The sequence below is a fragment of the Burkholderia latens genome (assembly GCF_902499045.1).
Classification (GTDB): Bacteria; Pseudomonadota; Gammaproteobacteria; order Burkholderiales; family Burkholderiaceae; genus Burkholderia; species Burkholderia latens.
Window position 1 is genome coordinate 102,816 of sequence record NZ_CABVPL010000002.1, and the last position, 26,095, is coordinate 128,910.

21 protein-coding genes and 1 pseudogene are annotated in these 26,095 nt (G+C 67.1%); 11 read left to right on the top strand and 11 right to left on the bottom strand.

The features are described 5' to 3' along the window. Positions 1 to 12: 12 nt before the first annotated feature. Positions 13 to 753 (bottom strand): sulfite exporter TauE/SafE family protein, encoded by a 741-nt coding sequence (locus BSE24067_RS01765; RefSeq protein WP_151065278.1) that lies wholly within the window; start codon positions 751 to 753, stop codon positions 13 to 15. Positions 754 to 1,061: 308 nt separating this feature from the next. Then, positions 1,062 to 2,078 (bottom strand): aldo/keto reductase, encoded by a 1,017-nt coding sequence (locus BSE24067_RS01770; protein WP_151065279.1) that lies wholly within the window; start codon positions 2,076 to 2,078, stop codon positions 1,062 to 1,064. Between the two features lie 141 nt (positions 2,079 to 2,219). Here BSE24067_RS01770 and BSE24067_RS01775 point away from each other — a divergent pair, with 141 nt between their 5' ends. Then, positions 2,220 to 3,131 carry a LysR family transcriptional regulator gene (locus BSE24067_RS01775; protein WP_151065280.1) on the top strand — a complete coding sequence of 304 codons (912 nt, stop codon included), beginning with the start codon at positions 2,220 to 2,222 and terminating at the stop codon, positions 3,129 to 3,131. A 50-nt stretch (positions 3,132 to 3,181) separates the two neighbouring features. Here the strand turns inward: BSE24067_RS01775 and BSE24067_RS01780 are convergent, their stop codons facing one another. Continuing rightward, positions 3,182 to 4,336, bottom strand: a complete 1,155-nt coding sequence (locus BSE24067_RS01780) for a porin (protein WP_151065281.1) — start codon at positions 4,334 to 4,336, stop codon at positions 3,182 to 3,184. 378 nt (positions 4,337 to 4,714) lie between these two features. Here BSE24067_RS01780 and BSE24067_RS01785 point away from each other — a divergent pair, with 378 nt between their 5' ends. Together BSE24067_RS01785 and BSE24067_RS01790 are read left to right on the top strand one after the other, a co-directional pair. After that, entirely contained in the window at positions 4,715 to 5,818 is a 1,104-nt protein-coding gene (locus BSE24067_RS01785) for an OpgC domain-containing protein (RefSeq protein WP_151065282.1), read from the top strand. Between the two features lie 61 nt (positions 5,819 to 5,879). Further along, positions 5,880 to 6,824, top strand: a complete 945-nt coding sequence (locus BSE24067_RS01790; RefSeq protein ID WP_151065283.1) for an alpha/beta hydrolase — start codon at positions 5,880 to 5,882, stop codon at positions 6,822 to 6,824. A gap of 118 nt (positions 6,825 to 6,942) precedes the next feature. On the opposite strand, the gene BSE24067_RS01795 is transcribed toward BSE24067_RS01790, so the two are convergent. After that, the gene (locus BSE24067_RS01795) at positions 6,943 to 8,181 is read right to left on the bottom strand and encodes an SfnB family sulfur acquisition oxidoreductase (RefSeq protein ID WP_151065284.1); all 1,239 of its coding nucleotides are present in this window, start codon (positions 8,179 to 8,181) and stop codon (positions 6,943 to 6,945) included. Between the two features lie 294 nt (positions 8,182 to 8,475). Here BSE24067_RS01795 and BSE24067_RS01800 point away from each other — a divergent pair, with 294 nt between their 5' ends. The 4 genes and pseudogenes from BSE24067_RS01800 to BSE24067_RS01815 all read left to right on the top strand — a co-directional run bounded on the left by BSE24067_RS01800 (position 8,476) and on the right by BSE24067_RS01815 (position 12,540). Further along, positions 8,476 to 9,735, top strand: a complete 1,260-nt coding sequence (locus BSE24067_RS01800) for an acyl-CoA dehydrogenase family protein (RefSeq protein ID WP_151065285.1) — start codon at positions 8,476 to 8,478, stop codon at positions 9,733 to 9,735. Continuing rightward, positions 9,732 to 11,132 carry an LLM class flavin-dependent oxidoreductase gene (locus BSE24067_RS01805; protein WP_151065286.1) on the top strand — a complete coding sequence of 467 codons (1,401 nt, stop codon included), beginning with the start codon at positions 9,732 to 9,734 and terminating at the stop codon, positions 11,130 to 11,132. Before BSE24067_RS01800 ends, BSE24067_RS01805 begins: the two co-directional genes overlap by 4 nt. Before the next feature lie 104 nt (positions 11,133 to 11,236). Next, a pseudogene (locus BSE24067_RS01810) lies at positions 11,237 to 11,665 on the top strand (LysR substrate-binding domain-containing protein); the annotation flags it as partial. 116 nt (positions 11,666 to 11,781) lie between these two features. Continuing rightward, the gene (locus tag BSE24067_RS01815; RefSeq protein ID WP_151065287.1) at positions 11,782 to 12,540 is read left to right on the top strand and encodes an SDR family oxidoreductase; all 759 of its coding nucleotides are present in this window, start codon (positions 11,782 to 11,784) and stop codon (positions 12,538 to 12,540) included. A 6-nt stretch (positions 12,541 to 12,546) separates the two neighbouring features. On the opposite strand, the gene BSE24067_RS01820 is transcribed toward BSE24067_RS01815, so the two are convergent. From BSE24067_RS01820 to BSE24067_RS01830, 3 genes are all read right to left on the bottom strand, one after another. After that, complete coding sequence (locus BSE24067_RS01820) at positions 12,547 to 12,891, bottom strand: cupin domain-containing protein (protein WP_060107898.1); 345 nt, start codon at positions 12,889 to 12,891, stop codon at positions 12,547 to 12,549. Between the two features lie 106 nt (positions 12,892 to 12,997). Continuing rightward, complete coding sequence (locus BSE24067_RS01825) at positions 12,998 to 14,431, bottom strand: MFS transporter (RefSeq protein WP_151065288.1); 1,434 nt, start codon at positions 14,429 to 14,431, stop codon at positions 12,998 to 13,000. A 228-nt stretch (positions 14,432 to 14,659) separates the two neighbouring features. Further along, positions 14,660 to 16,138, bottom strand: a complete 1,479-nt coding sequence (locus BSE24067_RS01830; protein ID WP_151065289.1) for a sensor domain-containing diguanylate cyclase — start codon at positions 16,136 to 16,138, stop codon at positions 14,660 to 14,662. A gap of 401 nt (positions 16,139 to 16,539) precedes the next feature. On the opposite strand from BSE24067_RS01830, the gene BSE24067_RS01835 reads away from it, so the two are divergent. Next, complete coding sequence (locus BSE24067_RS01835; protein WP_151065290.1) at positions 16,540 to 18,615, top strand: putative bifunctional diguanylate cyclase/phosphodiesterase; 2,076 nt, start codon at positions 16,540 to 16,542, stop codon at positions 18,613 to 18,615. 182 nt (positions 18,616 to 18,797) lie between these two features. On the opposite strand, the gene BSE24067_RS01840 is transcribed toward BSE24067_RS01835, so the two are convergent. Both BSE24067_RS01840 and BSE24067_RS01845 read right to left on the bottom strand, forming a co-directional pair. Then, the gene (locus BSE24067_RS01840) at positions 18,798 to 19,892 is read right to left on the bottom strand and encodes a potassium channel family protein (RefSeq protein WP_151065291.1); all 1,095 of its coding nucleotides are present in this window, start codon (positions 19,890 to 19,892) and stop codon (positions 18,798 to 18,800) included. Positions 19,893 to 19,952: 60 nt separating this feature from the next. Continuing rightward, positions 19,953 to 21,287: an NAD(P)/FAD-dependent oxidoreductase gene (locus BSE24067_RS01845; RefSeq protein ID WP_151065292.1), complete on the bottom strand. Its 1,335-nt coding sequence runs from the start codon at positions 21,285 to 21,287 to the stop codon at positions 19,953 to 19,955. A gap of 227 nt (positions 21,288 to 21,514) precedes the next feature. Between BSE24067_RS01845 and BSE24067_RS01850 the strand changes: the two genes are divergently transcribed. Continuing rightward, positions 21,515 to 22,162, top strand: coding sequence for a hypothetical protein (locus BSE24067_RS01850; protein ID WP_151065293.1), 648 nt, complete (start codon positions 21,515 to 21,517; stop codon positions 22,160 to 22,162). Positions 22,163 to 22,563: 401 nt separating this feature from the next. Further along, entirely contained in the window at positions 22,564 to 22,842 is a 279-nt protein-coding gene (locus BSE24067_RS01855) for a hypothetical protein (RefSeq protein WP_174904680.1), read from the top strand. Positions 22,843 to 23,007: 165 nt separating this feature from the next. Here the strand turns inward: BSE24067_RS01855 and BSE24067_RS01860 are convergent, their stop codons facing one another. Together BSE24067_RS01860 and BSE24067_RS01865 are read right to left on the bottom strand one after the other, a co-directional pair. Continuing rightward, on the bottom strand, positions 23,008 to 24,291 hold the full coding sequence (locus BSE24067_RS01860; protein ID WP_151065294.1) for an Nramp family divalent metal transporter: 1,284 nt from the start codon (positions 24,289 to 24,291) through the stop codon (positions 23,008 to 23,010). A 92-nt stretch (positions 24,292 to 24,383) separates the two neighbouring features. Next, positions 24,384 to 24,890: a low affinity iron permease family protein gene (locus BSE24067_RS01865; protein WP_151065295.1), complete on the bottom strand. Its 507-nt coding sequence runs from the start codon at positions 24,888 to 24,890 to the stop codon at positions 24,384 to 24,386. Positions 24,891 to 25,121: 231 nt separating this feature from the next. On the opposite strand from BSE24067_RS01865, the gene BSE24067_RS01870 reads away from it, so the two are divergent. Further along, positions 25,122 to 26,027, top strand: a complete 906-nt coding sequence (locus BSE24067_RS01870) for a manganese catalase family protein (protein WP_151065296.1) — start codon at positions 25,122 to 25,124, stop codon at positions 26,025 to 26,027. Positions 26,028 to 26,095 lie beyond the last annotated feature (68 nt).

The window sequence follows — 26,095 nt, forward strand, 5'->3', positions numbered from 1 at the left end:
GCCCGGCCGCACTTATCTCCACCCCGCCCCCGCCATATACGCGCCGAGCGCGATCAGCCCGACGAAGAAGCAGCGCTTGAACGTCTTCTCGCTCATCACGCGCCGCGCATATTGCCCGCCGGCCATGCCCGCCAGCGCGGGCACGAGCGCGAGCGCCGACACGCCGAGATCGGCCGTCTGCAGTGCGCCCGTCACGCGCAGCTGCAAGCCGAGCACGATCGTCGATGCGGTAAACGACAGCCCGAGCGCCTGAATCAGGTCGTCCTTCGACAAGCGCAGTGCCTGCAGATACGGCACGGCCGGTACGACGAACACGCCGGTTGCGGCAGTGACGACGCCCGTCAGGTAGCCGATCGCGGCCGACAACCACTTTTCGTGGCGTCCCGGCGCGGGCAACCGCGCAGCCGCCAGCCCCCACAGCCCGTAAATCGCGAGCACGAAGCCGAGCGCCGCGTGCGTCCACGTGCTGCCGGCCGCGAGCGCCGGCAACCCGCCCGTCAGCGTGCCGACGGTCAGGCCGGCAAGCAGCGGCCATAGCCGGCGCAGCAGCGCGCCGAACGACGGGCCGAGCCACAACTGCCACACATTGGTGATGAGCGACGGTACGAGCAGCAGGCTCGCCGCGGCCGACGGCGGCATCGCGAGCGTCAGCAGCCCCATCGCGATCGTCGGCAGGCCGAGCCCGATCATTCCCTTCACCGCGCCGGCCAGCAGGAAAACCAGCGCGATGATCGTCGGCGTGTGCATTTCCATGAAAGGCGTTCCGTCCGGTTGAATACGGCGCCGATGATGAATCACGATCACACCGCCGACCATCTGGTTTTGCCTGACGCTGCCTCGGGCCCGCGGGGACGGGCGGCCGGTGCGCCGTTCTGCGAGCCGTCCGCAGATCGGTGCGTCAGTCGGCCCGGCTTTCGGTCCGCAAAACCGGCGAGTTCGTCCGCCGATCGGCACGTTCACCCGCCAGACTTGCCGCCTGCAAAAACCCGCCGCCCTTCAGCCGGTACGCACGCCGCCCGCCACCTTCCGTGCGCGAACCGCACGCCCACGCTGCTCATCGCTCACGCGCGATGCGCCGGCCCACGCCCTTGCTCGCTATCGAGGTGCGCCATCTGCGCGGCCGGATAACGCTCGCCGGCAGCCGCCCCGGCGGGAACCGCCGCTTCGATGCGCGACAGATCATCGACCGTTAGTTGCAATCGAGGGGCCAGCAGCGCGTCCTGGAGTTGCGTGCGCTTGCGCGCGCCGACCAGCGGCACGATGTCGCGGCCGCGCGACAACGCCCACGCGATCGCGATTTGCGCCGGATTGCTGCCCTTTTCGTCCGCGATCGCGCGCAGCGCATCGACCAGCGCGAGATTGTGCGTGAGGTTCTCGCCCTGGAAACGCGGGCTGGCCGCGCGGAAATCGCGCGCGCCCTGCCGTGCCGCGCTCCAGCCGCCGCCGAGCAGCCCGCGCGACAGCACGCCATACGCGGTCACGCCGATCCCGAGTTCACGGCAAGCGGGCAGGATGCCCGCTTCGATCCCGCGCGACAGCAGCGAGTATTCGATCTGCAGATCGGCGATCGGCGCGACGGCCGCCGCGCGGCGGATCGTGTCCGCGCCCACTTCCGACAGCCCGATATGGCGCACGTAGCCGGCCTTCACGAGATCGGCGATCGCGCCGACCGTGTCCTCGATCGGCACCGCGGGATCGACGCGGGCCGGCCGGTAGATGTCGATATGGTCGGTGCCGAGCCGCTTCAGCGAATACGCGACGAAGTTCCGGATCGCCTGCGGCCGCGCGTCGTAGCCGGCGAACGCGCCCGCCGGGTCGCGCAATGCGCCGAACTTCACGCTGATCAGCACCTGCTCGCGCGTGCGGCCGCGCAGCGCGTCGCGGATCAGCATCTCGTTGTCGCCCATCCCGTAGAAGTCGCCCGTATCGAGCAGCGTGATCCCGTTGTCGAGCGCCGCGTGCAGCGTCGCGATGCTTTCGTCGCGATCCGCCGGTCCGTAAAGATCCGACATCCCCATGCAGCCGAGCCCGATCGCCGAAACCTGCGGGCCCGTGCGGCCCAGTTGACGCTTGTCCATGTCCGTGTCCTCGCGGTGGTGACTGAATGAACCGGATTCTGGACGCATCGCCGCGCGCGATAAACGCGAAACGCCCAACCAATTCATTCGACGCTGATTAACAATGGAGCCTGTTCCAATTCGCCCCGCTCCCGCCCCCGCATGGACCACCTGCAAGCAATGCGCATCTTTGCGCGCGTCGCCCATCTCGGCAGCTTCACGAAAGCGGCCGAGCAACTGCAATTGCCGCGTCCGACGGTCAGCAACGCCGTCCAGTATCTGGAAAAACACCTGAAGGTGCGCCTGCTGCAGCGGACCACCCGGCGCGTCGCGCTGACCGCCGAGGGCGCGACCTACTACGAACGCTGCACGCGGCTGCTGGCCGATCTCGACGATGCCGAGACGCTGTTCGACGACGCCGGCGCATCGCCGCGCGGCGCGATTCGCGTCGACCTGCCCGAGCGCTTCGCGGTGAACCAGGTGATTCCGGCGCTGCCGGACTTCCACGCACGCTATCCCGACCTGCACGTCGTGCTCGGCACGACCGACCGCTTCGTCGATCTCGTTGCCGACGGCGTCGACTGCGCGGTGCGGGTCGGCGTGCTGTCCGACACGTCGCTGGTCGCGCGGCGCATCGGCGAGCTCGCGCAGATCAACTGCGCGTCGCCCGCGTATCTCGCGCAGCACGGCACGCCGCGCTCGCCGGACGATCTGCCGGACCACGTCGCGGTCGGCTATTTCTCGAGCCGCACGGGCCGCGAACTGGACTGGGAATATCTGGACATGGATTCTGGCGCGCTGCAAACGCTGAAGATGCGCAGCGTCGTCGCGGTGAACAGCTCGCAGGCGTATCTCGCGTGCTGTGTCGCGGGCCTCGGGCTGATCCAGGCGCCGCGCGAAGGGCTCGCGCCGCTGCTCGAGGACGGCTCGCTGGTCGAGGTGCTGCCGGAATGGCAGGCGCCGCCGCTGCCGGTGTCGGTCGTGTTTCCGCACAGCCGGCATCTGGCGCCGCGCGTGCGAATTTTCGTCGACTGGCTCGCGGAAACGCTCGGCGGCCCGCACCAGGCGGGATGACGGCAGCAGCAGCCGCGCCGTCCGCCGCGCGGCGCCGGCCGGTCAAGACATCAGAACTTGTGCCGAATCGCGGCGCGCACCGCGAACTGGTTCGCCGACGACGACGGGCCGTCCGTGCCGACCACGTAGCCGCCGTCAGCCGCGGTGCCGGTCTTGTCGCCACCGACCTTCTGCCACGCGCCCTGCAGGTAGACGTCGGTGCGCTTGGACAGGCTGTAGTCGGCCATCAGCCCGACCGTGTGGTACTTCGGCTTGAACGAACCGGCCGCGGCGTCGAACTTGCCGTCCGTATACACGTACTGCGCGCCCAGATAGAAATCGGGCGTGAGCTGGTACTTGCCGTTGATCTCGAAGTTCTGGAACTTGGTCGCGGTCAGCCCGAGGCCCGAGAACGTCGACGCCGGCAGGTACACGGTCGATACCGGGTTCTTCACGTCGGTCTTCGTATAGACGAAGCCGACCGTCGCCGGGCCGAACGTGTAGTTGATGCCGCCGCCGAAGATGCGCAGGCGGTCGGCGACGAAGTTCGCGTCGTCGGCCGCGATCGCGCCCGCGCTGCCGACGCCCGGGCTGTTCGCCTGCAGGTACGCGGCCGCGACCTGCAGTCCGGCCAGCGAATACTGCGCGCCGATGCTGTACTGGCGGTTGGCCGAGAAGCCGGTGCTGTTGCTGAAGCTGTAGGTGCCGCCGGCCGACAGCCCGTTCCAGTCCGGGCTCGCGTACTTGACCGTGTTGTTGACCCGGAACGAGTTGTCCGTGTTGTCGTTGTCGAACGGATGCGAGAACAGCGTGCCGCCCCAGTTGCCGTTCGCGGTCAGCGGCGCGAGATAGTCGACGACGGAATCGTACTGGCGGCCGAAGGTCAGCGTGCCGAAGCGCGACGCGCTCAACCCGACGAATGCCTGACGGCCGAACATGCGGCCGCCCTGGTTGAGCCGGCCGTTGTTCACGTCGAAGCCGTTTTCCAGCGTGAAGACCGCTTTCAGCCCGCCGCCGAGGTCCTCGCTGCCTTTCAGCCCCCAGCGGCTGCCTTGGGCATAGCCGCTCGCGAGTTGGTAATCCGTTTTTCCGACCCCGTTCACGTTCACGTTGTTCGTGTAGTTGAAGCCTTCGTCGATCAAGCCGTACAGCGTGACGCTGTCCTGTGCGAGCACCGGCGCGGCGAAGGCGGCCAGCGCGGCGGCAAAAATGACGTGCTGCTTCATGACGAATCTCCGGAGCCGGGGCCGGGCAGGCCATTCGCCCGGCGCTTGTTTGGTCTGTTTATAGGGTGGCCCGCAGGGCGGACAACGCGGTGTGCGGCCGCGAGGACAAAATGGTGTCACGTCGCAAATCGCTCGTCCATCGGCGCGTGGGCGCGGCCGGCAAAGCGTTGCGCTGCTCCAACTGCGCGGTCGGCGTCGCCGTCCGGACGCCCTTGCCGGATACGGCGGCCCGGCCCGCCATCCGCGTAAACCCTAGCAGCGGCGCATCGGTGGCACAATGCGCATCCGTTCGTCATTTCTTCACGAAGTCATGCTTGACCCCGATTCACGCGCGGCACGTGCCCGCCGCGCACGCGGCGCGCGCCGGGAGGCGGCCCGATGACCGCCGCCGCCCGGGCCGGCCGCTACGCCGAGCTCGACTTCTTCCGCGGCCTCGTGCTGCTCGTGATCGTCGTCGATCATATCGGCGGCAGCATCCTGTCGCGCGTCACGCTGCACGCATACGCGCTGTGCGACGCGGCCGAAGTGTTCGTGTTCCTCGGCGGCTTCGCGACCGCCATCGCGTACAACTCGCTCGCCGAGCGGCACGACGAGGCCGCCGCGCGCCAGCGCTTCATCCGGCGCGCGTTCGAGATCTACCGCGCGTTCCTCGTGACGGCCGGCCTGATGCTGCTGATCACCGCCGTGCTGAACGCGTTCGCGATCGACGGCCCGAACATGCCGACCAACGATCTCGACGGCCTGCTGCACAAGCCGCTCGCCGCGCTGCGCGACATCCTGCTGTTCCGCCGCCAGCCGTATCTCGCGTCGGTGCTGCCGATGTATGCGTTCTTCGCGCTCCTCGTGCCGCTCGCGCTGCCGCTCGCGCGCACGCAGCCATGGCTGATGCTCGCGTTCAGTGCGTCGCTGTGGTACGCGGCGCCGCACGCCGCGCGCTTCCTGCCGACCGTCGAAGGCGCGCCGTGGGACTTCAACCCGTTCGCGTGGCAGTTCCTGTTCGTGCTCGGCGTGATCGCGCGCTGCCAGCCCGTCTACCAGACGCTCGCGCCGAAACCGCAAGGCTGGCTGCTGACGGCCGCGGCGCTCGCGATCGTCGCGGCCGGCGCGTATTACCGGCTGCGCGTCGAACCATTTCCGACCGATCCGTCGATCAAGCAGAACCTCGGCGCGCTGCGGCTCGCGAACTTCCTCGCGATCGCGTGGCTCGCGGCCAAGCTCGTGCACCTCGGCTGGATGAAGAAAGTCGCGCATGCGATGCCGTGGATCGGCACGATCGGACGCCAGGGGCTGCTGTGCTTCGTCGCCGGCACCGGCATCTCGCTCGCGGTCGACTCGCTGCTTTACCAGGCAACCGAAGGCTACCTGAACGTGCCGCTCGGCCTGGCCGCCGACGTCGCCGCGATGGGACTGCTGTATCTCGTCGCGAAGCTCTACACGCCGCTGGTGTCGCGGCTGCCATTCCCGTTCCGTGCGCGACGATGAAGCGCCGCACGGTCATATGCCGCTGCTACGATAGCGGCCGCCTCCCCTGAAACGCTTCGCCATGCGCCGACTCGCCCTTCCGCTCGCCGCCGCCCTGCTCGCCGGCTCTCTCGCCACCGCTCATGCCACGTCGGGCGGGTCCGCGCTCGCGCCGGCGAGCGCCGCGCCCGCGGCTGCGATTGCGGCGCCCGCAACGGCGGCGCCCGCCGCGCAGGAGCCGCCGGTCAATCCGGGCAGCAGCATCGTGCTGCGTTCGTTCCGGTCGGCATCGCTGAAGCGCGACTGGTCTTATACGGTCTACCTGCCGCCCGGCTACAACCCGGAAGGCGCGCGCTATCCGGTGCTGTACCTGCTGCACGGCAACGCCGGCAACGCGAACGACTGGATCACGCAGGGCCGGCTGCAGGCGACCGCCGACACGCTGATCGAGCGCCACGAGATCCCGCCCGTCGTGATCGTGATGCCGCAAGGCGGTACCGACTGGTATGTCGACCGCAAGGAGAAGATGCAGAGCGCGTTCCTGAACGACCTGCTGCCGGAAGTCGAAGCGCACTTCGCGGTGTCGAACCAGCGCGCGGGCCGCGCGATCGGCGGCGTGTCGATGGGCGGCTTCGGCGCGCTGCGCTTCTCGCTGCTCGAGCCGGGCCTGTTCTGCGGCGCGATGCTGCTGAGCCCCGCGATCTATGCGAACGAGCCGCCGCTCAATTCCGCCGCGCGCTATGTCGGCGTGTTCGGCGAACGGCAGTTCGATCCGCGCGTGTGGCACGAACTCAATTACCCGGCGCTGATGCGCGGCTATTTCGCGCGCACGTGGCGCGTGCCGATGTTCATCGCGGCCGGCGACGACGACCTGACGATCCAGGCCGAATCGAGCCTGCTGTATACGCAACTGCGCCGCGCGCAGAATCCGGCCGAGCTGCGCATCGTCGACGGCGGCCATACGTGGGACGTGTGGCGCGGCTTGCTCGGATACGGCTTGAAGTACGCGCTGGAGTGCGTGAAGTAACGACGCTGCGTCACGCGCGCGGCAGTTGCGCGCCGGCAGCCTGACGCTTCACGCGCGGCGGGATGCGGGACGCGCGACGCACGGCGAGCACGCGCGGCGCTCGCACCGTGCGCGCGATTCAATTCCACGCATGGCGCGCCGGGCGCACGCCGTTCAGATAGTAGTTGCCGACGAGGTGATACTTCCACCGCACCGGATCGTGCAGCGTATGCGTGCGCGCATTGCGCCAGTGCCGATCGAGATTGTGTTCGGCGAGCGTCGATTGCGTGCCGGCGAGCTCGAACAGCTTCTCGCCCGCGAGCAGCGCGATCTCGGTCGTCAGCACCTTCGCCTCGCCGACCGCGACCGATGCGCGCGCGACATCGTCGTCGCTCACCGCACCGCGTGCGCCGATCTCGTCGAGCGTGCGCGCCGCGCGTTCGAGCAGCGCTTCGGCCGCATGCAGCTGGATATGCAGCCGGCCGATTTCGCGGACGATCAACGGATCGTCGGTCGCCCGCGCGACGCCGCTGTCGACCCACGGCCGCGTCCGGGTGCGCACGAACGCCTCCGTGTCGGCGATGGCCGCCTTCGCGATGCCCGCATCGATCGCGGCCTGGATGATCTGCGACAGCGGACCGTTGAGCGTCGGCTCGTCCGATACGCGCTGCGCGTGCAATACGTGCGACGCCGGCACGCGCACGCCGTCGAGCACGACGGTGCCGCTGGCGGTCGTGCGCTGCCCGAAGCCCGACCAGTCGTCGATCACGGTAAGCCCCGGCGTCGGCTGCGGGACATATGCGAGCCATGCCTGCTGCTGATCGTCGAGGCCGAGCACCGGCACATAGTGCGCGAACAGCGCACCGGTCGAATAGAACTTCGTGCCGTCGACGACGTAATCGTCGCCATCGCGCCGTACGCGCGTCTTCAGGTCGAGCACGTGCTTCGTGCCCTTCTCCGAGAAACCGTTGCCGAAGCGCTTGCCGCTCAGGATTTCGGCGAAGAAATAGCGCTTTTGCGCGTCGGTGCCGGCCAGCGCGATCACGTCGACGAGCCCGAAGTGGTTCTGCGGCAATTGCCCGAGCGACGCATCGGCTGCCGCGACGATCTTGATCACCTCGGTGAGCGTCACGTTCGATACGCCCGCGCCGCCGTACGCCTTCGGCACCGTGATCGCCCACAGTCCCGACTGCGAGAACCACTCGATCTCGTCGCGCGGCAGGCGGCGCTCGCGATCGCGCTCGGACGCGCCTTCCGCGAGCCGCTGCGCGAGCGCATGCGCGGCCGCGATCGCCTGCGCGTCGTCGGCGATCACGCGGGCCACCCGCGGCCTGGCTTCGGCCGGCCGCGCCTGAATCGTCGCGCTCGTATCTGACATCAGGCTCTCCTGTCGAATGACGAAAGCATTCAATCTAGCAGCGCGCCGCGGGCCGGCAAACCGAGCGATTCTCGTAACGATATTCCTTCGGATCGCAAACGATATTGCACGGCGCGGCGCTCGGCACCGCGCTTGCGCAGCGCAATCGATGCACGAGCGTCGCCGCGTCCGCTCACCGGTGTACGTAATGCGCAGTGGCGATATCGATCTGCGAATCCGTTATTGGAACACACACGTCGCGCTTCCTATACTGGCCTCCCGGTGCAAACGGCCCCGCCCTTCGAGGAATCCCGCATGACTTCGTCGCACGCAGATCCCGCTCTTTCCATCGGCACCGACTACGATGCGCTCGCGAGCCGGTTTCGCCCGATATTCGACCGGATCGCCGCCGGCACTGCCGAGCGCGAACGCCGCCGAGAACTGCCGCACGAAGCGATCGGCTGGCTGAAGGCCGCGGGTTTCGGCGCGGTCCGGCTGCCGGTGCGTGACGGCGGCGCCGGCGCATCGCTGCCGCAGCTGTTCCAGTTGCTCACCGAGCTCGCGACCGCCGATTCCAATTTGCCGCAGGCATTGCGCGGCCACTTCGCGTTCGTCGAGGACTGGCTCAACGCACCGCCCGGACCGCAGCGCACCACGTGGCTCGACCGCTTCGCGAGCGGCCAGCTCGTCGGCAATGCGTGGTCGGAAGCCGGCGACGTCCCGCTCGGCCAGACCATCACCCAGGTATCGGAGAAAAACGGACGGCTCGTGCTGAACGGCCGCAAGTTCTACAGCACCGGCAGCCTGTTCGCGGACTGGATCGACGTGTTCGCGCAGCGCCAGCACGACGGCAGCGACGTGATCGTCGCGGTCGCAACGACCCAGCCCGGCGTGATACTCGAAGACGACTGGGACGGCTTCGGGCAGCGCACGACCGGCAGCGGCACGACGCGCTTCGAAGATGCGGCGGTCGACGCGGATCACGTGATCGACTTCGCGCGCCGCTTCAAGTATCAGACCGCGTTCTACCAGCTGTTCCACGTCGCGACGCTGGCCGGCATCGGCCATGCGATCGTGCGTGATGCGGGCGAACTGGTACGCAACCGCACGCGCGTGTACAGCCACGGCAACGCCGCGCGCGCCGGCGACGACGCGCAGCTTCAGCAGGTGATCGGCGAGATCGCGTCGTGGGCGTACGCGGCCGATGCGCTCGCGCTGCGTGCCGCGCAGCCGCTGCAGCAGGCGTATCTCGCGCGCTTCGGCAACGACGACGCGGCCGAACATGCGGCGAACGTCGCCGCCGAAATCGAATCCGCGCAGAGCCAGCTCGTCGTGTCGGAACTCGTGCTGCGCGCGGCGACGCGCCTGTTCGATGCGCTCGGCGCGTCAGCGACGCGCAGCACGACCGCGCTCGATCGTCACTGGCGCAACGCGCGCACGGTGTCGTCGCACAATCCGCTCGTCTACAAGGCGCGGATCGTCGGCGACTGGGTGATCAACGGGCGCACGCCGCCGTTCGTGTGGCGCGTCGGCAATGGCGCCGCCGCCGGCACGGCAACGGAGGCCGCGCAATGAGCAAGACCATCCGCTTCAACGCGTTCGAGATGAACTGCGTCGGCCACCAGTCGCCCGGCCTGTGGGCGCATCCACGCGACCGTTCGTGGCAGTACAAGGATCTCGACTACTGGACCGATCTCGCGCGCGTGCTCGAACGCGGGATCTTCGACGCGATCTTCATCGCGGACGTGATCGGCTACTACGACGTGTACAAAGGCAGCAACTATCACGCGCTGCATCAGGCCGCGCAGATCCCCGTCAACGATCCGCTGCAGCTCGCCGCGCCGATCGCGATGGCGACCGAGCATCTCGGGATCGGCATCACCGCATCGACGACGTTCGAGCATCCGTACACGTTCGCGCGCCGGCTGTCGACCGCCGACCATCATACGAAGGGCCGGCTCGCATGGAACATCGTCACGTCGTATCTGGAAAGCGGCGCGAAGAACGTCGGCGACCACGGCTTGCGCACGCACGACGACCGCTATGCGGTCGCGGCCGAATACGTCGAGGTGCTGTACAAGCTGTTCGAGGGCAGTTGGGAAGACGGCGCGGTCGTCCGCGATCGCGAGGGCCGCGTGTTCACGCATCCGGAGAAAGTGCACGAGATCGGCCACAAGGGGCGCTTCTTCGACGTGCCCGGCTATCACCTGTGCGAGCCGTCGCCGCAGCGCACGCCGGTGCTGTTCCAGGCCGGCGCGTCCGGGCCCGGCAAGGCGTTCGCCGCGCAGCATGCCGAATGCGTGTTCGTCGCCGCGCCGACGCGAGCGCAACTCGCACGCTATGTCGCCGACGTGCGCGCGCAGGCGGCCGCCGCGGGCCGCGACCCGCACGACGTGCTGATCTACAACCTCGTCACGGTGATCGTCGACGAGACCGACGAGAAGGCGCACGCGAAGTTCGACGAGTACCGCCGCTACGTGTCGTACGACGGGTCGCTCGTCTTCATGTCCGGCTGGACCGGCATCGATTTCGGCCAGTACGCGCCGACCGACCCCGTCAGGCGCGTCGAGACGAATGCGATCGTGTCGGCCGTCGAGCATCTGGCCGGCGGCGATACCGCGTGGACGATCGAGGAGCTGGCCGCGTGGGGCGGCATCGGCGGGATGGGGCCGGTGTTCGTCGGCTCCGCGCAAATCGTCGCCGACATCCTGCAGGAATGGGTCGCCGCGACCGACGTCGACGGCTTCAATCTCGCGTATGCCGTCGCGCACGAAACCTTCGAGGACATCGTGCGCTACCTCGTGCCCGAGTTGCAGCGGCGCGGCGTGTATCCGACCGAATACGCGGCCGGCACGCTGCGCGAGAAGCTGTTCGGCGGCTCGGCGAAGTTGCCGGACACGCATCCTGCCGCACGGTTTCGCGACATCGAGCAGCTCAAGCGCGACGCGCAACGGGTGGCCGACTACGCGTGACGGCGCTGCGGCTGGCCGGCTCGTGTGCGGGCCGGCGGCGTGGTGCCGACGCCGTTCGCGCTGCGCCTGGCCGAGCCCGTCGCGCACGCGCTGTCGACGCTGCATGCCTGTTCCGGCGCGGCCATCCGCTCGAGGACGCGCCGCTGACCGTCGACGCATGGCGCGACGCCGAGCATCGGGTCGTCGTGTCGGCCGGCACCGGCCACGGGCAGGTGGACGAATGGCTGAAGCGGCACCGTGTGAAGCGCCGCGTGCGGCTGACGGTGCCGCACTTCATGAGCGTCGGCTACCTCCTGCAGCGCACCGACCTGATCGCGAGCGTGCCCGAACATTTCGCGCTGCAGCTCGCCGCGCCGTTCTCGCTCGGCTGGCGGGCGCTGCCGGTCACGCTGCCGGGCGCGCCGATCCACATGCTGTGGCATACGCGTGTGAACCAGGACGAACGGAACCGGTGGCTGCGCGATGTCGTGGTCGCGCTGTTTTCGGATACCGGCACACGCGGCCGGAAGGCCGTGCCTGCGCGCAGGAAGTAGGCGCTTTCGTCGCGAATGCCGGCGTACGCGGTAGCATGGCGCTTCGCCACGTGCACGTCGCGTAGCGCCGGCGATCGTCGCCGCTTTCCTCACTTCCATCAGCAGGAAATCAAGCCATGTCAGTCACGAAGAACTTCGCCGCGGTCACGGGCGCCGGATCCGGCATCGGTCGCGCCGCGGCAGTCGCACTCGCGCACGCCGGTTTCACCGTCGCGCTGATCGGGCGCCACGAAGCATCGCTGCGAGAAACGAAGGACGCGATCGCGGCCGCCGGCGGCGAGGCACACGTGCTTCCGGCCGACGTCACCGACGAAGCGTCCGTCGACCATGCGTTCGCGCAGATCGCACGGCAGTTCGGCCGGCTCGACGTGCTCTTCAACAACGCCGGCCGCAACGCGCCGGCCGTGCCGCTCGACGAATACGAGCTCGACGTGTGGAACGACGTGGTCGCGACGAACCTGACGGGCGTCTTTCTGTGTGCGCGCGCCGCGTGGCGCCTGATGAAGGCGCAAACGCCGCAGGGCGGCCGGATCATCAACAACGGCTCGATCTCCGCGTATACGCCGCGCCCGAACACGATCGCGTACACGGCCACCAAGCATGCGGTGGCCGGCATCACGAAGTCGCTCGCGCTCGACGGCCGCGCGTACAACATCGCTTGCAGCCAGATCGATATCGGCAACGCGGCGACGTCGCTCACCGACCGGATGACGGAAGGCGTATTGCAGGCCGACGGGCGCATGGCGCCCGAGGCACGGATTGACGTCGCGCACGTCGCGAACGCGGTCGTTCAGATGGCGAGCCTTCCGCTGGATACGAACATCCTTAACATGACGATCATGGCGACCACGATGCCGTTCGTCGGACGCGGATAAGGCCGGTCAACCGCGCGATTCGGCATCGTGGTAGATCGCGAGCCAGACGGACGGCTCGTCAGGATGCGTCCACGCGACGCGATGCCGGCAATGCGGTTCGATCAGCACGTAGTCGCCCGGGCGCATGTCGTGCAGCGTCGCATCCGCTTCGAACTCGAGCACGGCCGCGCCCGACAGCAGCGCGACCCATTCGGCCCGCGGATCGTCATACCAGAAGCCGTCGGGGCTCGTGTGCCCCATCGATACGATCCGCTCGACGTTCAGACGCGCGCCCGTGACGAGCACGTCGATCCGCTCGTCGCGGCCGCGTGTGCGTTCGACATTGAACAGGTTGCCGGTTTGCAGTTGCATGGTTCGACCCTCGCGTCCGCCTTCGGTCGAAGGCGATCGACGTCCACTGTAGCGCGAAGATCGTCATTGCGGCGACCGGGTTTGCCGGTCCCTGCAAGCCCCGCGCTCACGCGGCGGCCGGCTCGTCGTCGATGTCGCGCGCCGTCGGCTCATGACGCACGATCAGCAGGAACACGATCGGCGTGACCGCGCTGATCGCGACGACCCAGAACATGTCCGTGCCGAGCCGCGCCTGCAGGATCGGCAGCACGAACAGCGCGAGCGCCTGGCCGATCCCGCACAGCGAGCGCCCGAAGCCGACGCCGGTGCCACGGATCGACGCCGGATACGACAGCGTCGGATAGATCATCATCTGCGCACCGGGCCCGAAGCCTTCCGCGAACAGCCACGTGCCGAGCATCAGCAGCACGAGGCCGACCGCGAGCGCGCCGTGCGGATGCCCGGCCAGCGCGAGCGCGACGAGCGCGACGAACTGCAGCGCGAACCCCGCGATCGCGACGTGGCGCGACGGATAGCGATGCGCGAGCCGCATGCCCAGCAAGCCGCCGGTAAATGCGAACAGCACGTTCAATGCGAGCGACGCCGCGATCGTCTCGAACACGCCCGCGCCGAGAAACTGCGACAGGATCGACGGCAGGAAGAACGCGATCGCCGTGTATTCGAACGGAATGCACAGGTTCATCACGCTGGCGACGATCGTCCGGCCCAGATACGGCCGCTGGAACAGCACGCGAATCCGCACGGGCGGCTGGCTCGGCGTGCGCGGCGCGTCCTCCGCTTCGTGCGCGTGAATACCGTACGACTCGCGAAGAATGCGCGCCGCATTGGCGAGGTCGCCCTGGTTCGCGGCCCACAGCGGCGACTCGTTCATGAAGCGGTTTCGCACCAGGATGATGACGAGCGCGGGCACCGCGCCGAAGATCAGCGACGCGCGCCACAGCCAGCCCGCATGCTCGGCCGGCAACAGGAAATACAGCCCGAAGATCAGCAGGAAGCAGACCGACGACGCCACGTACCACATCGGGCACCATGCGGCGAGCCGCGATGCCTTGTTGCCGCGGCCGCTGAACTTCGAGAATTCCGCGAGAAACGCCATCGCGACGGGCAGGTCGATGCCGACGCCGAGCCCCATCACGAAGCGCGCGGCGATCAGCACCCACACGTTCGGCGCCAGCCCGGCCGCGACCGCCGCGATCACGAAGAACAGCATGTCGGCCATGAACACCTGATAGCGGCCGATCCGGTCGGTCAGCCAGCCGCCGATCAGGCTGCCGAAGATCGTGCCGATCATGATCGCCGAGCCGACCAGCCCGGTCAGCGCGGGCGTCAGGCCGAATTCGCGCGCGACGTCGTCGATGCCGTAAGACAACGTCGTCAGATCGTACGCGTCGAGAAACACGCCGCCGAGCGCGAGCAGCACGATCATCCGCGCGTGGCTGACGGCGCTGCCCGTCGTGTTGATGAGGCGCGCCACGTCGCTCACGGAGCGGATGGGCGCGGAAACCGGCGCGATAGCGGCATTCAGATCGATCGAACTCATCGCATTCCCTTGTTACGCCGGCTGTGCGGCGACGACATTCTGGTTCTGGAAGCGACGATTCTGTTCGCTCGATCCTGTAATCCCAACCGATATAACGCGATAAATTATTCGGTGTACGTCATAAACTTGACGGGCCGCGAGCGTGCGTGACGGCCGCGTGCAAGCGACGCTGCGACGACGGACGGCTCGCTGCTCATGCAGCGGCGCAAGCGCGTTGCGCGGCCCGCGTCACGTCTGCGCCTGAAAGGCGGCAACCTTGTTCCGGCCCGTCGCTTTCGCGTAATACAGCGCCTCGTCCGCGGCCTTGATCACGGTGCCGGCCTCTTCGTCGTCCTTCGGCATCCAACTGGCGAGGCCGATGCTCGCAGTCACGTGCCCGTATTCACTGCCCGCGTGCTCGAGCGCCAGCTGATCGATCGCCGCGCGAATGCGCTCGGCGATCTGCGCGGCGCCCGTCTCCGGCGTATCGGGCAGCAGCACGATGAATTCCTCCCCGCCGTAGCGCGCGGCGGTATCGAGCGGCCGGCGAATGTTCTCGCCGATACACCGCGCGACCGCCGCGAGCGCGTCGTCCCCCGCCTGGTGGCCGTAGGTGTCGTTGTACGCCTTGAAGCGATCGACGTCGACGAACAGCAACGAGAACACCGATCGCGCGCGCCGTGCGCGCCGCCATTCGCGGTCGAGCACTTCCGCGAAGCTGCGGCGATTGTTCAGTCCCGTGAGACCGTCGGTGCGCGCGAGCAACACGAGCTCCGACTCGGCGCGCATCCGGCGCCGCAGCTGCGTGCCCAGCATTACCGACACCGCGATGAACGCAACGCCGAACGTCGCCACGAGCGCGCCGATCGTCGTGGCGCGATGCCGCCACGCCGCATAGATGTCCTTTTCCGCTTCCGCGACCATGATGATCAGCGGCAGCTTCGGCAAATGCCTGAAATAGTAAAGACGGCGCACGCCGTCGAGCGACGAGATTTCCGAGAACACGCCCTCTTTCGCGGCCTGGAAGCGCTTGAAGGTCGCGGCGTGGCTGATGTCGCGGCCGATCGTGTGCACGTCGTACGGCTGACGCATCACCATCACGCCGTCGTTGCCGATCAGCGAGATCGAACCGTGCTGCCCGAGCGACAGGCCCGCGAACAGCTGGTGAAAATACTCGAGATTGACGGCGATGAGCGCGACGCCGGCGAACGAACCGTCCGGGTTCGAGATCCGCCGCGAAAGCCCGATGCTCGGCGCGCCGCCGCGCAGGCGCGACGCGAACGGATCGCTGATGTAGAGCCCGACGTCCGGGTTGTCGCGGTGGATCGTGAAGTACTTGCGATCGGCGAAATTGCCGTGGCGCGGCACGTCGTTCGCCGAGTCGAGGACGATGTTGCCGCCGGCATCGAGCACCAGCATCGAGCCGAGGAATTGTGCGGTCATCGCGTTGTCGAACAGCACCGCGCGCCGCAGGCTCGGCGGCGCATTCATCACGTCCTGACGGTTGAGGCCGTCGATGACCGCCTTCAGCGACAAATCGTAGAGTTCGAAGTTGCGTCCGATGTCGCGCTCGGCGATCAGGCCGAGATTGCGCGACGTTTCGCTCGCCCGCTCCAGCGCGTCATGGCGGCTCTGAAACAGCTGCAACACGCACAGACCCATCAGCGCGCACGCGACGACGATGCCGATCACGACGATGGTATAGGGAGCCGCCGATCTGGAATTCATGTGTCTCCTCGATGACGTCATGGAAAGCGCGGCGGCTCGGCCAGTGAAAGCCGTATCGGCCGCGACGCGACATGCCGTGTCGAATGCGATTATGTCAGACGATATCGATGCGCAGCGGGTCATCTTTTTCGCCGTCGAACGCGCCGCGCGTGCGTCGCGATCGTGCGTCGCGCGGCACGGCGGGCACGCGCATCGGTGCGCCGCCGCATCGCCGCCTGCGTTGCGATCGGCTGGCAGCGAATCGCACGAAAAAGTCTGAAGAAATCCCGCACCCTGCGCAATTGAAAGGAAGTAAAGCGGGTGGGATAACGCGAATCAACGGCCCGTATAATGCGTGGCGATTCAAAATCCAGCTCGAGCAGCGTGCATGTCATCCGTAGCGGAAAACAGGAAAATTCATCGTGCATGGCACCTATAACCCATGGCTTGTTGCGTTGTCTCTGGCCGTCGCGACACTCGCGGCCTACACCGCACTCGACCTCTCCGGCCGGATCGCGCTGCTGAGTCATGGGCGGCGGCGTCACGCGTGGATAGCCGGCGGCGGCATGGCGATGGGTATCGGCATCTGGTCGATGCACTTCATCGGCGTGATGTCGTTTTCGCTGCCCATTCCGCTCGGCTACGACTTCGCGATTACCGGCGCGTCGCTCGCCATCGCGATCGTCGTGTCGTGGTTTGCGCTGTACGTCATCTCGCGCGCGTCCCTGTCGCCCGGTCATCTCGTCGCCAGCGCGATCCTGATGGGGCTAGGCATTGCCGGCATGCACTACACCGGCGACGCCGCCATGAAAATGCAGCCGGCCATCGCGTACGACGCCGCGCTGGTCGCGGGCTCGATCGGTATCGCCATCGGCGCGTCCGGTGCCGCGCTGTGGATTTCGCAGTTTCTCAACGCCGCAAATCAACGCCAGTCGAACGCCAAGCGAGTCGCGGGCGCGTGCGTGATGGGCATCGCGATCACCGGGATGCACTACACGGCGAATGCCGCCGCCACGTTCCTGCCGGGTTCGATCTGCGGCGCGACCCAGCAAATCGCGACGCCGCTGCTCGCGACAGCGGTGACGCTGTCCACGCTCGCGATCCTGATCGTGACGCTCGTGCTCAGCCGCTCCGGCGCACGGACGTCGTTTCTCGCGAGCGTCGTATCGCGGCTGAACGGCGAGATCGTCCGCATGGCGCAATTCGACGAACTGACCGACCTCCCGAACCGCCGCACGTTGATGGAGCGAATCGAGGCCGCGATCCAGACAGAGCGTCAATCCAACACGACGTTCGCCGTGCTGTTCATGGACCTCGACGGTTTCAAGACGATTAACGACTCGCTCGGACACACCGCGGGCGATGAAGTGCTGAAGGCGTTCGCGCGTCGCTTGCAGCAATGCGTGCGCGCCAGCGACACCGTGGCGCGTCTTGGCGGCGACGAGTTCGTGGTTCTGCTGGAAAACGTTTCGTCCATCGACGACGTCGAGCGTGCGGCGGAACACGTGCTGAACCGGATGCGCGATGGCCTGTGGAACGACGCTCAGCCGCTGCAGGTCACGCCGAGCATCGGCATTGCGCTATACCCGCGTGACGGCGACACCGTCGAAGTGCTGCTCAAGCATGCCGACGTGGCGATGTACGAGGCAAAGCGCGCCGGACGCAGCACCTACCGGTTCTTCCAGGGCGACATGAACGTGGCGGTGCAACGCACGCTGCAGGTCCAGCGCGCGTTGCACGAAGCCGTGGTTGCCGGCTACTTCGAACTGCATTTTCAGCCGAAATTCCACGGCCGCAGCGGCGCGATTACCGGTGCGGAAGCGCTGTTGCGGCTGAACCATCCGGAGCTCGGCACGTTGATGCCGGCGGAGTTCATCCCCATCGCCGAGCGCACGGGGCAGATCGTGCAAATCGGCTACTGGGTCGTCCGGGAAACGTGCCGCCAGTTGAATCGCTGGCGAGCCGATGGGTTGCCGGCGCTCCAGGTCGCGATCAATCTGTCGCCTCGGCAGATAGCGGAGTCGGGCCTCGTTTCGAATTTTCTCGAGATCCTGAGCGCCGAGGGCGTGAAGCCCGCGCAACTCATGTTCGAGATAACGGAAAGCGTGGCGATGCAGGATGCCGCGCACACGACGGCAATGATTCACGAGTTCCAGACCAATGGCTTCGAAGTCGCGATCGACGACTTCGGCACCGGTTATTCGAGCCTGAGCTACCTGCAACGGTTTCGCGCGAAGCAGCTGAAGATCGACCGCTTTTTCACCCACGGGCTCGACAAGCACAACCCTGAAGGGAGCGCGATCGTTCGCGCGATCATCGCGCTGGCGCACACGCTGAAAATGGACGTGGTCGCGGAAGGCGTTGAAACGGCGTCGCAGCTGGCCCAGCTCAAGATATTGATGTGCGACGAGGTACAGGGCTTCCTGCTCGGCCATCCGCTTGAACCGGATGCGTTCGGCAGCCTGCTGCGAAACGGCGCGTACGTCGAGAGCGCTTGATCGACCGAGGAGCGAGCGGGTAGCGAGCGGGTAGCGAGCGGCCGGCGTAAGTCATGTGTTCGCGCTCGGCGTCACTTCGGTTCAGCGCCTGACGCACGGCCGAACCACGCCGCGGAACACTGCGCGGAGCACGTCACGCCCGCCGCTCGTCGGGCACGCCGCGGGCAGAGCGGCAACCGCCGTCACACATCCGGATCCGGAATCCTCGCCGACTGAATCACGACGAGCGTATCCCCCGCCTCGATCCTGCACGGCGGATCCTCATAAAACGAATGAATCTTCCCGCAGCGATCGAGCCCGACGACGATCGCGCCCGGCACGACGTTCGTCATGCAGCCGATCTCGTGCGGTAGCGCCTCACGCTCGAGCAGCGTCGCGCGCCCCCGCGTCGACAACATGTCGTTCACGAACGGCACGATGTAGCGGCTATGCACCGCATCGGCCAGCAACAGCGCGCCGATCTTCGTCGACGACACGATCACGTCCGCGCCCGCCTGCCGCAATTGCCGCTGATACAGGTTCTCCTGGATCCGCACGACGATCTTCGTCTCGGGCGCGATGCTGCGCACCGACAGCGTCAGCAGGATCGCGGTCGGATCGTCGGTCACCGAGATGATCACGGCCTTCGCCGCACGCACCTGCGCCTGCTGCAGCAAGTCCTCGTGCGCGGGATCGCCGAGCAAGCCCGTCACGCCGAGCGACGTCGCGGCCTCGAGCGCCTGCTGCTGCGCATCGATCACGATGATCGTCGATGGATCGACGCCGCTCTCGAGCAGCTCGCGCACGGCGATCGATCCCGACAGGCCGTAGCCGCACACGACGATGTGATCGGACAGTTGCTTCTGCAGGCGTTTCATGCGGAATTCCTCGATGACGCGCTGGATCACGAACTGATACGCCGTGCCCAGGAAGATGAACCAGATGCCGATGCGGATCGGCACGATGAAGAACGCATCGATCAGCCGCGCACGCGCGGTGACCGGCACGATGTCGCCATAGCCGACCGTCGCGACCGTGACCATCGTGAAGTACACGAGATCGGCGACGCTCATCGGCGTGCTCTTGGTCGAATCGCGCAGGCCGTCGCGATCGAGATACAGCACGAGAAACGCGAGCATGCACAGCAGCACGACCGCGCCAAGGCGAAACAGCAGCGTGCGCCGCGGCGATGACGCGGGCCGCGTGAACAGCGTGCGCGCACGCGGCGGCCGCCACGGATCGCGGGCGCGCCGCAGTCGGGAGCGCAACGAGCGGCGCTTGGCGGAAGGCGTGGCCAACGGACATTCTCCTGAGAAATGCGGGCTCGATTCTACGACGCGAACGCAACCGCGCGTGCGCTACAGCATGCTGCGCGGCCGGACCATCGTCCCGTCGACGAACCGCCGCGCGCGGAACGCCGACAGATCGAGCGACGGCGCGCCCGTATCGACCCACTCGGCCAGCAGCCGGCCGACGATCGGCCCCATCGCGAAGCCGTGTCCGCAGAACCCGGTCGCGATCGCGAGCCCTGACGGCGTGCCCGGCGTGTCGATCACCGGGATCCCGTCCGGCAGCACGTCGATCAGGCCGGCCCACGCCTCGACGATCTGCGCGTCCTTCAGCGCCGGAAAGATCGCCTTGAGCTTCGCGAGCGCGCGCGGCGCATGCGCGCGGTTCGGCTGCGGCTGAGGATCGCGCGGCTCGATCGGCCCGATCCCGCGGCCGATGCGCATGCACGCATCGCGCCACGCGGCCGCATTCAAATGCAGCCGGAACTTCTCGCGCTGCGACCAGAACTCCGGCCAGAACAGGCTCAGGCCGCGCAGATGGCCGAGCGTCAGTTCGACGTCGACCTGCATGTCGTCGGCCAGATTGATCGCGCCGTTCCTGCGTTGCCGGATGCCGAGGCCATGCCCCCAGATCGTCGACGCGGACACCTCGGGCAGCACGTTGGTACGCATGCAGGTGCCGCGCACGGCCTGTTGCGGCAGCCGGATGCCGACGCCGTCGAGCAGCCGGAAGCTGGTCGCGCCGGCCGCGCAGATTACGCGCCGCGTGCGGATCGTGCCGCGCTCGGTCGCGACGCCGACGACCGAGCCGCCGGCCGTCTCGATCGCGGTCACGCCGCAGCCTTCGAAGAAACGCGCGCCCGCTTCGACCGCGCGCGCGGCAAACGCGGCGGCCACGCGGCGCGGCTCTGCCTGCCCGTCGGTCGCGGTGTACAGCCCGCCGAGCGTACGCGCGTTCGTGGACAAGCCGCGCACGCGCTCGTCGATCTCGGCGCGCGACAGCGTGCGCGTGTCGAGCCCGTGTTCGCGCGCGACGGCGAGCCACGCCTGGAACGACGCCCAGTCGTCTTCGTTGTCCGCCATGTAGAGGCAGCCGCCCTGCCGCCATTCGAGATCGAACCCGAGCGCCTGCTCGAGCCCTTCCCAGATCCGCATGCCGGCCATCATCAGCGGCACTTCGGCGGATTCGCGGCCCTGCTGCCGCACGAAGCCCCACGCGCGCGTGGACTGCTGGCCGGCAATGCGCGACTTGTCGAGCACGACGGCCTTCAAGCCGCGCAGGCCGAGGTAGTACGCGGCCGCGCAGCCCATGATGCCGGCGCCGGCGATCACGATGTCGGCTTCGGCCGGGAACGCCATGGCGGCGTCGGTCAATGCATCATGCAGCGGATAGGTTGTCGTCATTGTTCTCTGTTGGCGTCGATACGTCGGGCGCCGCCATCGGCGTTCGGGATGACGGGCGCCGGATCAGGCTGTCGGCTTCCGGATAGGGCCGAATGCGCACGGAGCGGCCGAAGCACGGCCCGGCCACCGGTCGGGCGCGCGTGCCGGCCGTCCCCATTTTTTCGGCTTGACGGCGCTATGTTACCGCGCGCTAAACTGTATATCCATACAGTATCGCTGCAGTAGAAATGATCCTCCCCCCATTCGATCCCCCGAAGCTGAACGACCTCACCGAATGGTGGACGAAGTGCACCTATGCCGACGTGCAGCGCCTGATCCTCGAAGTGCAGCACCTGCGCCTGACGCTGTGGGAGCTGAGGGCGCACGTCGCCGATGCTTCGCGGCGGATCCGCGTGCTCGATCCCGACATGCTCGCGCACGGCTCCGCGCTTCGGCGGCTCAACTACCTGCTTGAAAAGGAAATCGAACGCGCGAATCCGATCGGCCGTCCGCGCGACGTCTATGCACCGTTTTCCGATGAATGGCGCGCGCGCATGGCGCTGCGCTGTGCGTTGCGCGCAGAGCCCGAACCGGCCGACGCCGGCACGCTGCCGCGCACGATTCCGGAATTTCAGCGCGTGACGTGGGCCGAGCTTCGCGATCGCTGGCGTCATCTGAGCGACAGGCAATCGAGCCGGCAGAACATCGAGCAACGCATGGTGCTCGAAATCGCGCGTCAACGCTCGGTAATCCTCGCGCGAGCGCGGAAACTCGTCGATGCCGCGATCGCCGAAGCGGCGGCCGACGGCAAGCAGTTGTTCGCGCTCGATCAGCTGAAGCGCCTGCTGTCCGTCGAGCGTGAGGACGGCGAACCGTTCACGTACAGGCCGGCGTAACGCAGGCGAGCGCGGCGCGATGAATGAATGGCCGCGGTAATACGGCGTAATACAAAGGCGCGCGATCCACTAGCCAATGCTCGCCAACATAAAAAACCGGCAAGCGTTCAGTGCGCCATCGCACATTTGCGCGTGTCACCGCATCGTCACTTGCGCCGACATACCATCGATATCGATTTACGCGGGGCGCGCCGCGCTTTCATCCGTCCGGGAACAATTCGTGCTCCGATTACACATCGGCGAATTCAATTTTTTTCCTTTGACGAATTCAGGATTACCGGCGAATATTCGCGTCGATCTGTCGTTGCTATCTGTCAAAACAAAAAAATAAAGTTGCTCGCCATGTAAACGAGGACCTTCTGTTACTTCGCGAACTGAACCTGATCGAAGGGGAAGAAACGATGTCGTTGTCCCACGATGTGAGCGCCAAAAAAGCCGCCTCCTTACCCAAAGCCCCTCTCCCCCCGTCGCCGGCTTTCTGGCGACCGGGGCCCGTCGTCGCGGCCCCGCCGGAATCGGAGGAGCCGACACCCGGCCTGCGCGATTTCTTCGCGGCGGCCGCGCTGCAAGGGCTGCTGTCGCGCGACGCCGGCCGCAACGTATCGGCGATTGCCGACTACGAATCCAAGCGCGCGCTCAGCGCGTATCGCCTCGCCGACGAAATGTTGAAAGCGCGATAAAAAGAGCAGGCCCGCCGGCCCGCGGGCCTGCTTCCTTCTTTTACGTATGCAGCGGTAAAAAAGACATATTGAGCCGATGCCGGCACGCAATATTTTCCGCCCCGCTTATTAAAATCATTCAAAACCCTTGGCGGAGCATTATTCAGTTATCACCGCAATACGACATCACTGCGAAAACTCCCGCACGAGTAAAAGGATATTCAACATACAAATAACGAGCGTTGCGCCAATTGCGGCCCAATGTGTCGCTCGGCCGTTCGCGAACGCGCCCATGATGTCCCGGCGTCCGGTGAAGTAAACCAGCGCAAGCATCGGCACCGGCAATACGAAAGACAACACGACCTGGCTGATCACGAGCGCCTGCGTCGAGTCGACGCCAAGCCCTACGACCACGAAGGCCGGCGCCATCGTGACGAGCCGGCGCACCCACACCGGAATCCGGAAGCGAACGAAGCCCTGCATGATCATCTGCCCGGCCATCGTGCCGACGACGGAACTCGATATGCCGGAGCTCATCAGCGACACGAGGAAGCACGTGGCCGCGGCCGCTCCGAGCAATGGCGTCAGCGTCCGGTACGCGGTCCCTATTTCCGCGACGTCGCGATAGCCGGCGTGAAACGCCGCACTCGCCATCACGACCATCGCCATGTTCACGGCACCCGCAACGGACAACGCAACGATGACTTCCCAATTGGAAAAACGCACCATCATCCGGCGCTGTTCCGTGTCGAACCCGGCCACACGCCGCTGCGTGAGCCCGGAATGCAGATACAGCGCATGCGGCATGATCGTCGCGCCGACGATGCCGACGGAGAGCGTCAGCGCCTCGCCGCGCGGCCATTCCGGCACGATCGCATGCAGCCCGACGTCCGCCCATGCGACCGGCGCGATGAACATCTCGGCGAGATAGCACAGGCCGATTACGCCGACGAGCACGCCGACCGCGATCTCCATCGGCCGGAAGCCGTTGCGGTCGGCGAGCAGGATGCCGTAGGTCACGACGGCCATCACGCCCATTCCGGCGAACGTCGGCAGCTTGAACAGCAGCGCCAGCGCAATCGCGCCGCCGAGAAATTCCGCGAGCTCGGTCGCCATCGCGGCCAGCTCGCTCGCGACCCACATGCCGACGACCACCGGCGGCGGGAAATGCGCGCGGCAGAGTTCCGCGAGGTTGCGGCCGGTCGCGATGCCGAGTTTCGCCGACAGCGCCTGGAACAGCATCGCGATGACGTTCGCCAGCAACACGACCCACAGCAGCGTGTAACCGAACTGCGCACCGGCCCGGATGTTGGTCGCGAAATTGCCGGGATCCATGTACGCGACCGACGCGATGATCGCGGGCCCCGCGAACAGCAGCGCCGCCTTCGGCCCGCGTCGTCTGCCCGCGAACACCTCGCGCATGCCGGTCGCGGTACGTTCGGTCAGCGCATTCCTGTCGAGTGTCGCCATCCCCTCTCCGTCGAGCAATCGGCGGCGCGCGCGGCACGGCCGATGCAGTCCAAATGACAACCGCTTGTAAGCCCGGCAGCGTGCGCCGCCGGTCACGACACGCCGCTCGGCTCGTCCGCCGCATCGGGTTCGTCGCATGCCGCCGCACGGCCGTCGACGGCGGCCCGCTTCGCCAGCGCGAGATACGCCTTCGCAAGACGGCGCAGCTCCTCCTCCGACGCATCCTCGATTCCGATCAGCTGATCGCTCGCGGAGCGCGTCGCCGCGACGAGTTCGTCGAGCTTCAGATGCAGCGCGACGCTGTCGCGGTTCTGGTTCCGCTGCAGCAGGAACACCATCAGGAACGTGACGATCGTCGTGCCGGTATTGATCACGAGCTGCCACGCATCCGAGTAGTGAAAGATCGGCCCGCATGCGAGCCACACGACCGTGATGCCCACCGCCGAGCCGAACGCGACGGGCGAGCCGGCCCATGCGGTCACGCCCGACGCGAAACGCTCGAATGCGCGCGTGACCGGATGCCCGGCCGGTTGCCCTTTCGCTGCACCGGCGCCACGCCGGTCCGGCGCCTCGCCGCGTGAATCGTTGTCCATTTGCATGTCGTCTCCGGAATCGAAAGTCGCCGCGGCGCCCGTGGTGGGCCGACGCACGCTTCTTGCGTGGCCGGGCGGCGCAAACACCTGCGTGCCGCCCGCACGTGCCGCCCGAAGCGCCGAGCATCGCGCGTGCCCGCGGTAGCGGATCGCACTCGACGCCGTTCGCCGCGCGCGGGATCGCTTCGTGCTGTTTCGACGCGGCGAATGTCGCGCAACCTCTTCTATGGAGATTCCATGTTCATTCACAACACACGACTTCAGTACACGGTGCGTGTCGACGCACCGAACCCCGGGCTCGCAAACCTGCTGCTCGAGCAGTTCGGCGGGCCACAGGGCGAACTCGCCGCCGCGATGCGCTATTTCACGCAGGCGATCACCGAGGAAGATCCGGGCCGCAAGGACATGCTGTTCGACATCGCGACCGAGGAATTGAGCCATCTCGAGGTGATCGGCTCGCTGGTTGCGATGCTGAACCGCGGGGCGAAAGGCGAACTCGCGGAAGCCGTCGACGAACAGGCCGAGCTGTACCGCAAGCTGCACGGCGCAGGCAACGACAGTCACGTGACGCAACTGCTGTACGGCGCGGGCTCGCCGCTGACGAACTCGGGCGGCGTGCCGTGGTCGGCCGCGTACATCGACACGATCGGCGAACCGACGGCCGACCTACGCTCGAACATCGCGGCCGAAGCGCGCGCGAAGATCATCTACGAGCGGCTGATCAACGTGACCGACGATCCGGGCATCCGCGACGCGCTCGGCTTCCTGATGACGCGCGAGGTGTCGCACCAGAAGTCGTTCGAGAAGGCGCTGTACGCGATCACCGCGAACTTCCCGCCGGGCAAGCTGCCGCCGGTCGAGCCGTACGACCGCGTGTATTTCCGGATGCAGCCGGACGCGGAACCGCTGGTCGGCCCGTGGAACCACGGCGGCGACCTCGAGATCCGTCCGGCCGAACCGGCCGTCGACGGCGGCACGGGCATTGCGGAAGGCATGCTCGAGCAAAGCCAGGCGGACGCGATCGAAGCGATGGCGCAGCGGCTCGCATCGGATCCGGACAGCGATCCGACGACCGGCACCGAGCTTGGCTCCAGCGCACCGGTCCCGCGGGACGGCACGGCCGGCAAACCGGACGGCGCATGAACGCTCACGTCGGGCGCCCGCTTGCGAAGGCGAGCAGGCGAGCGCCCGTTCGTCCCCGAATGGAGAAC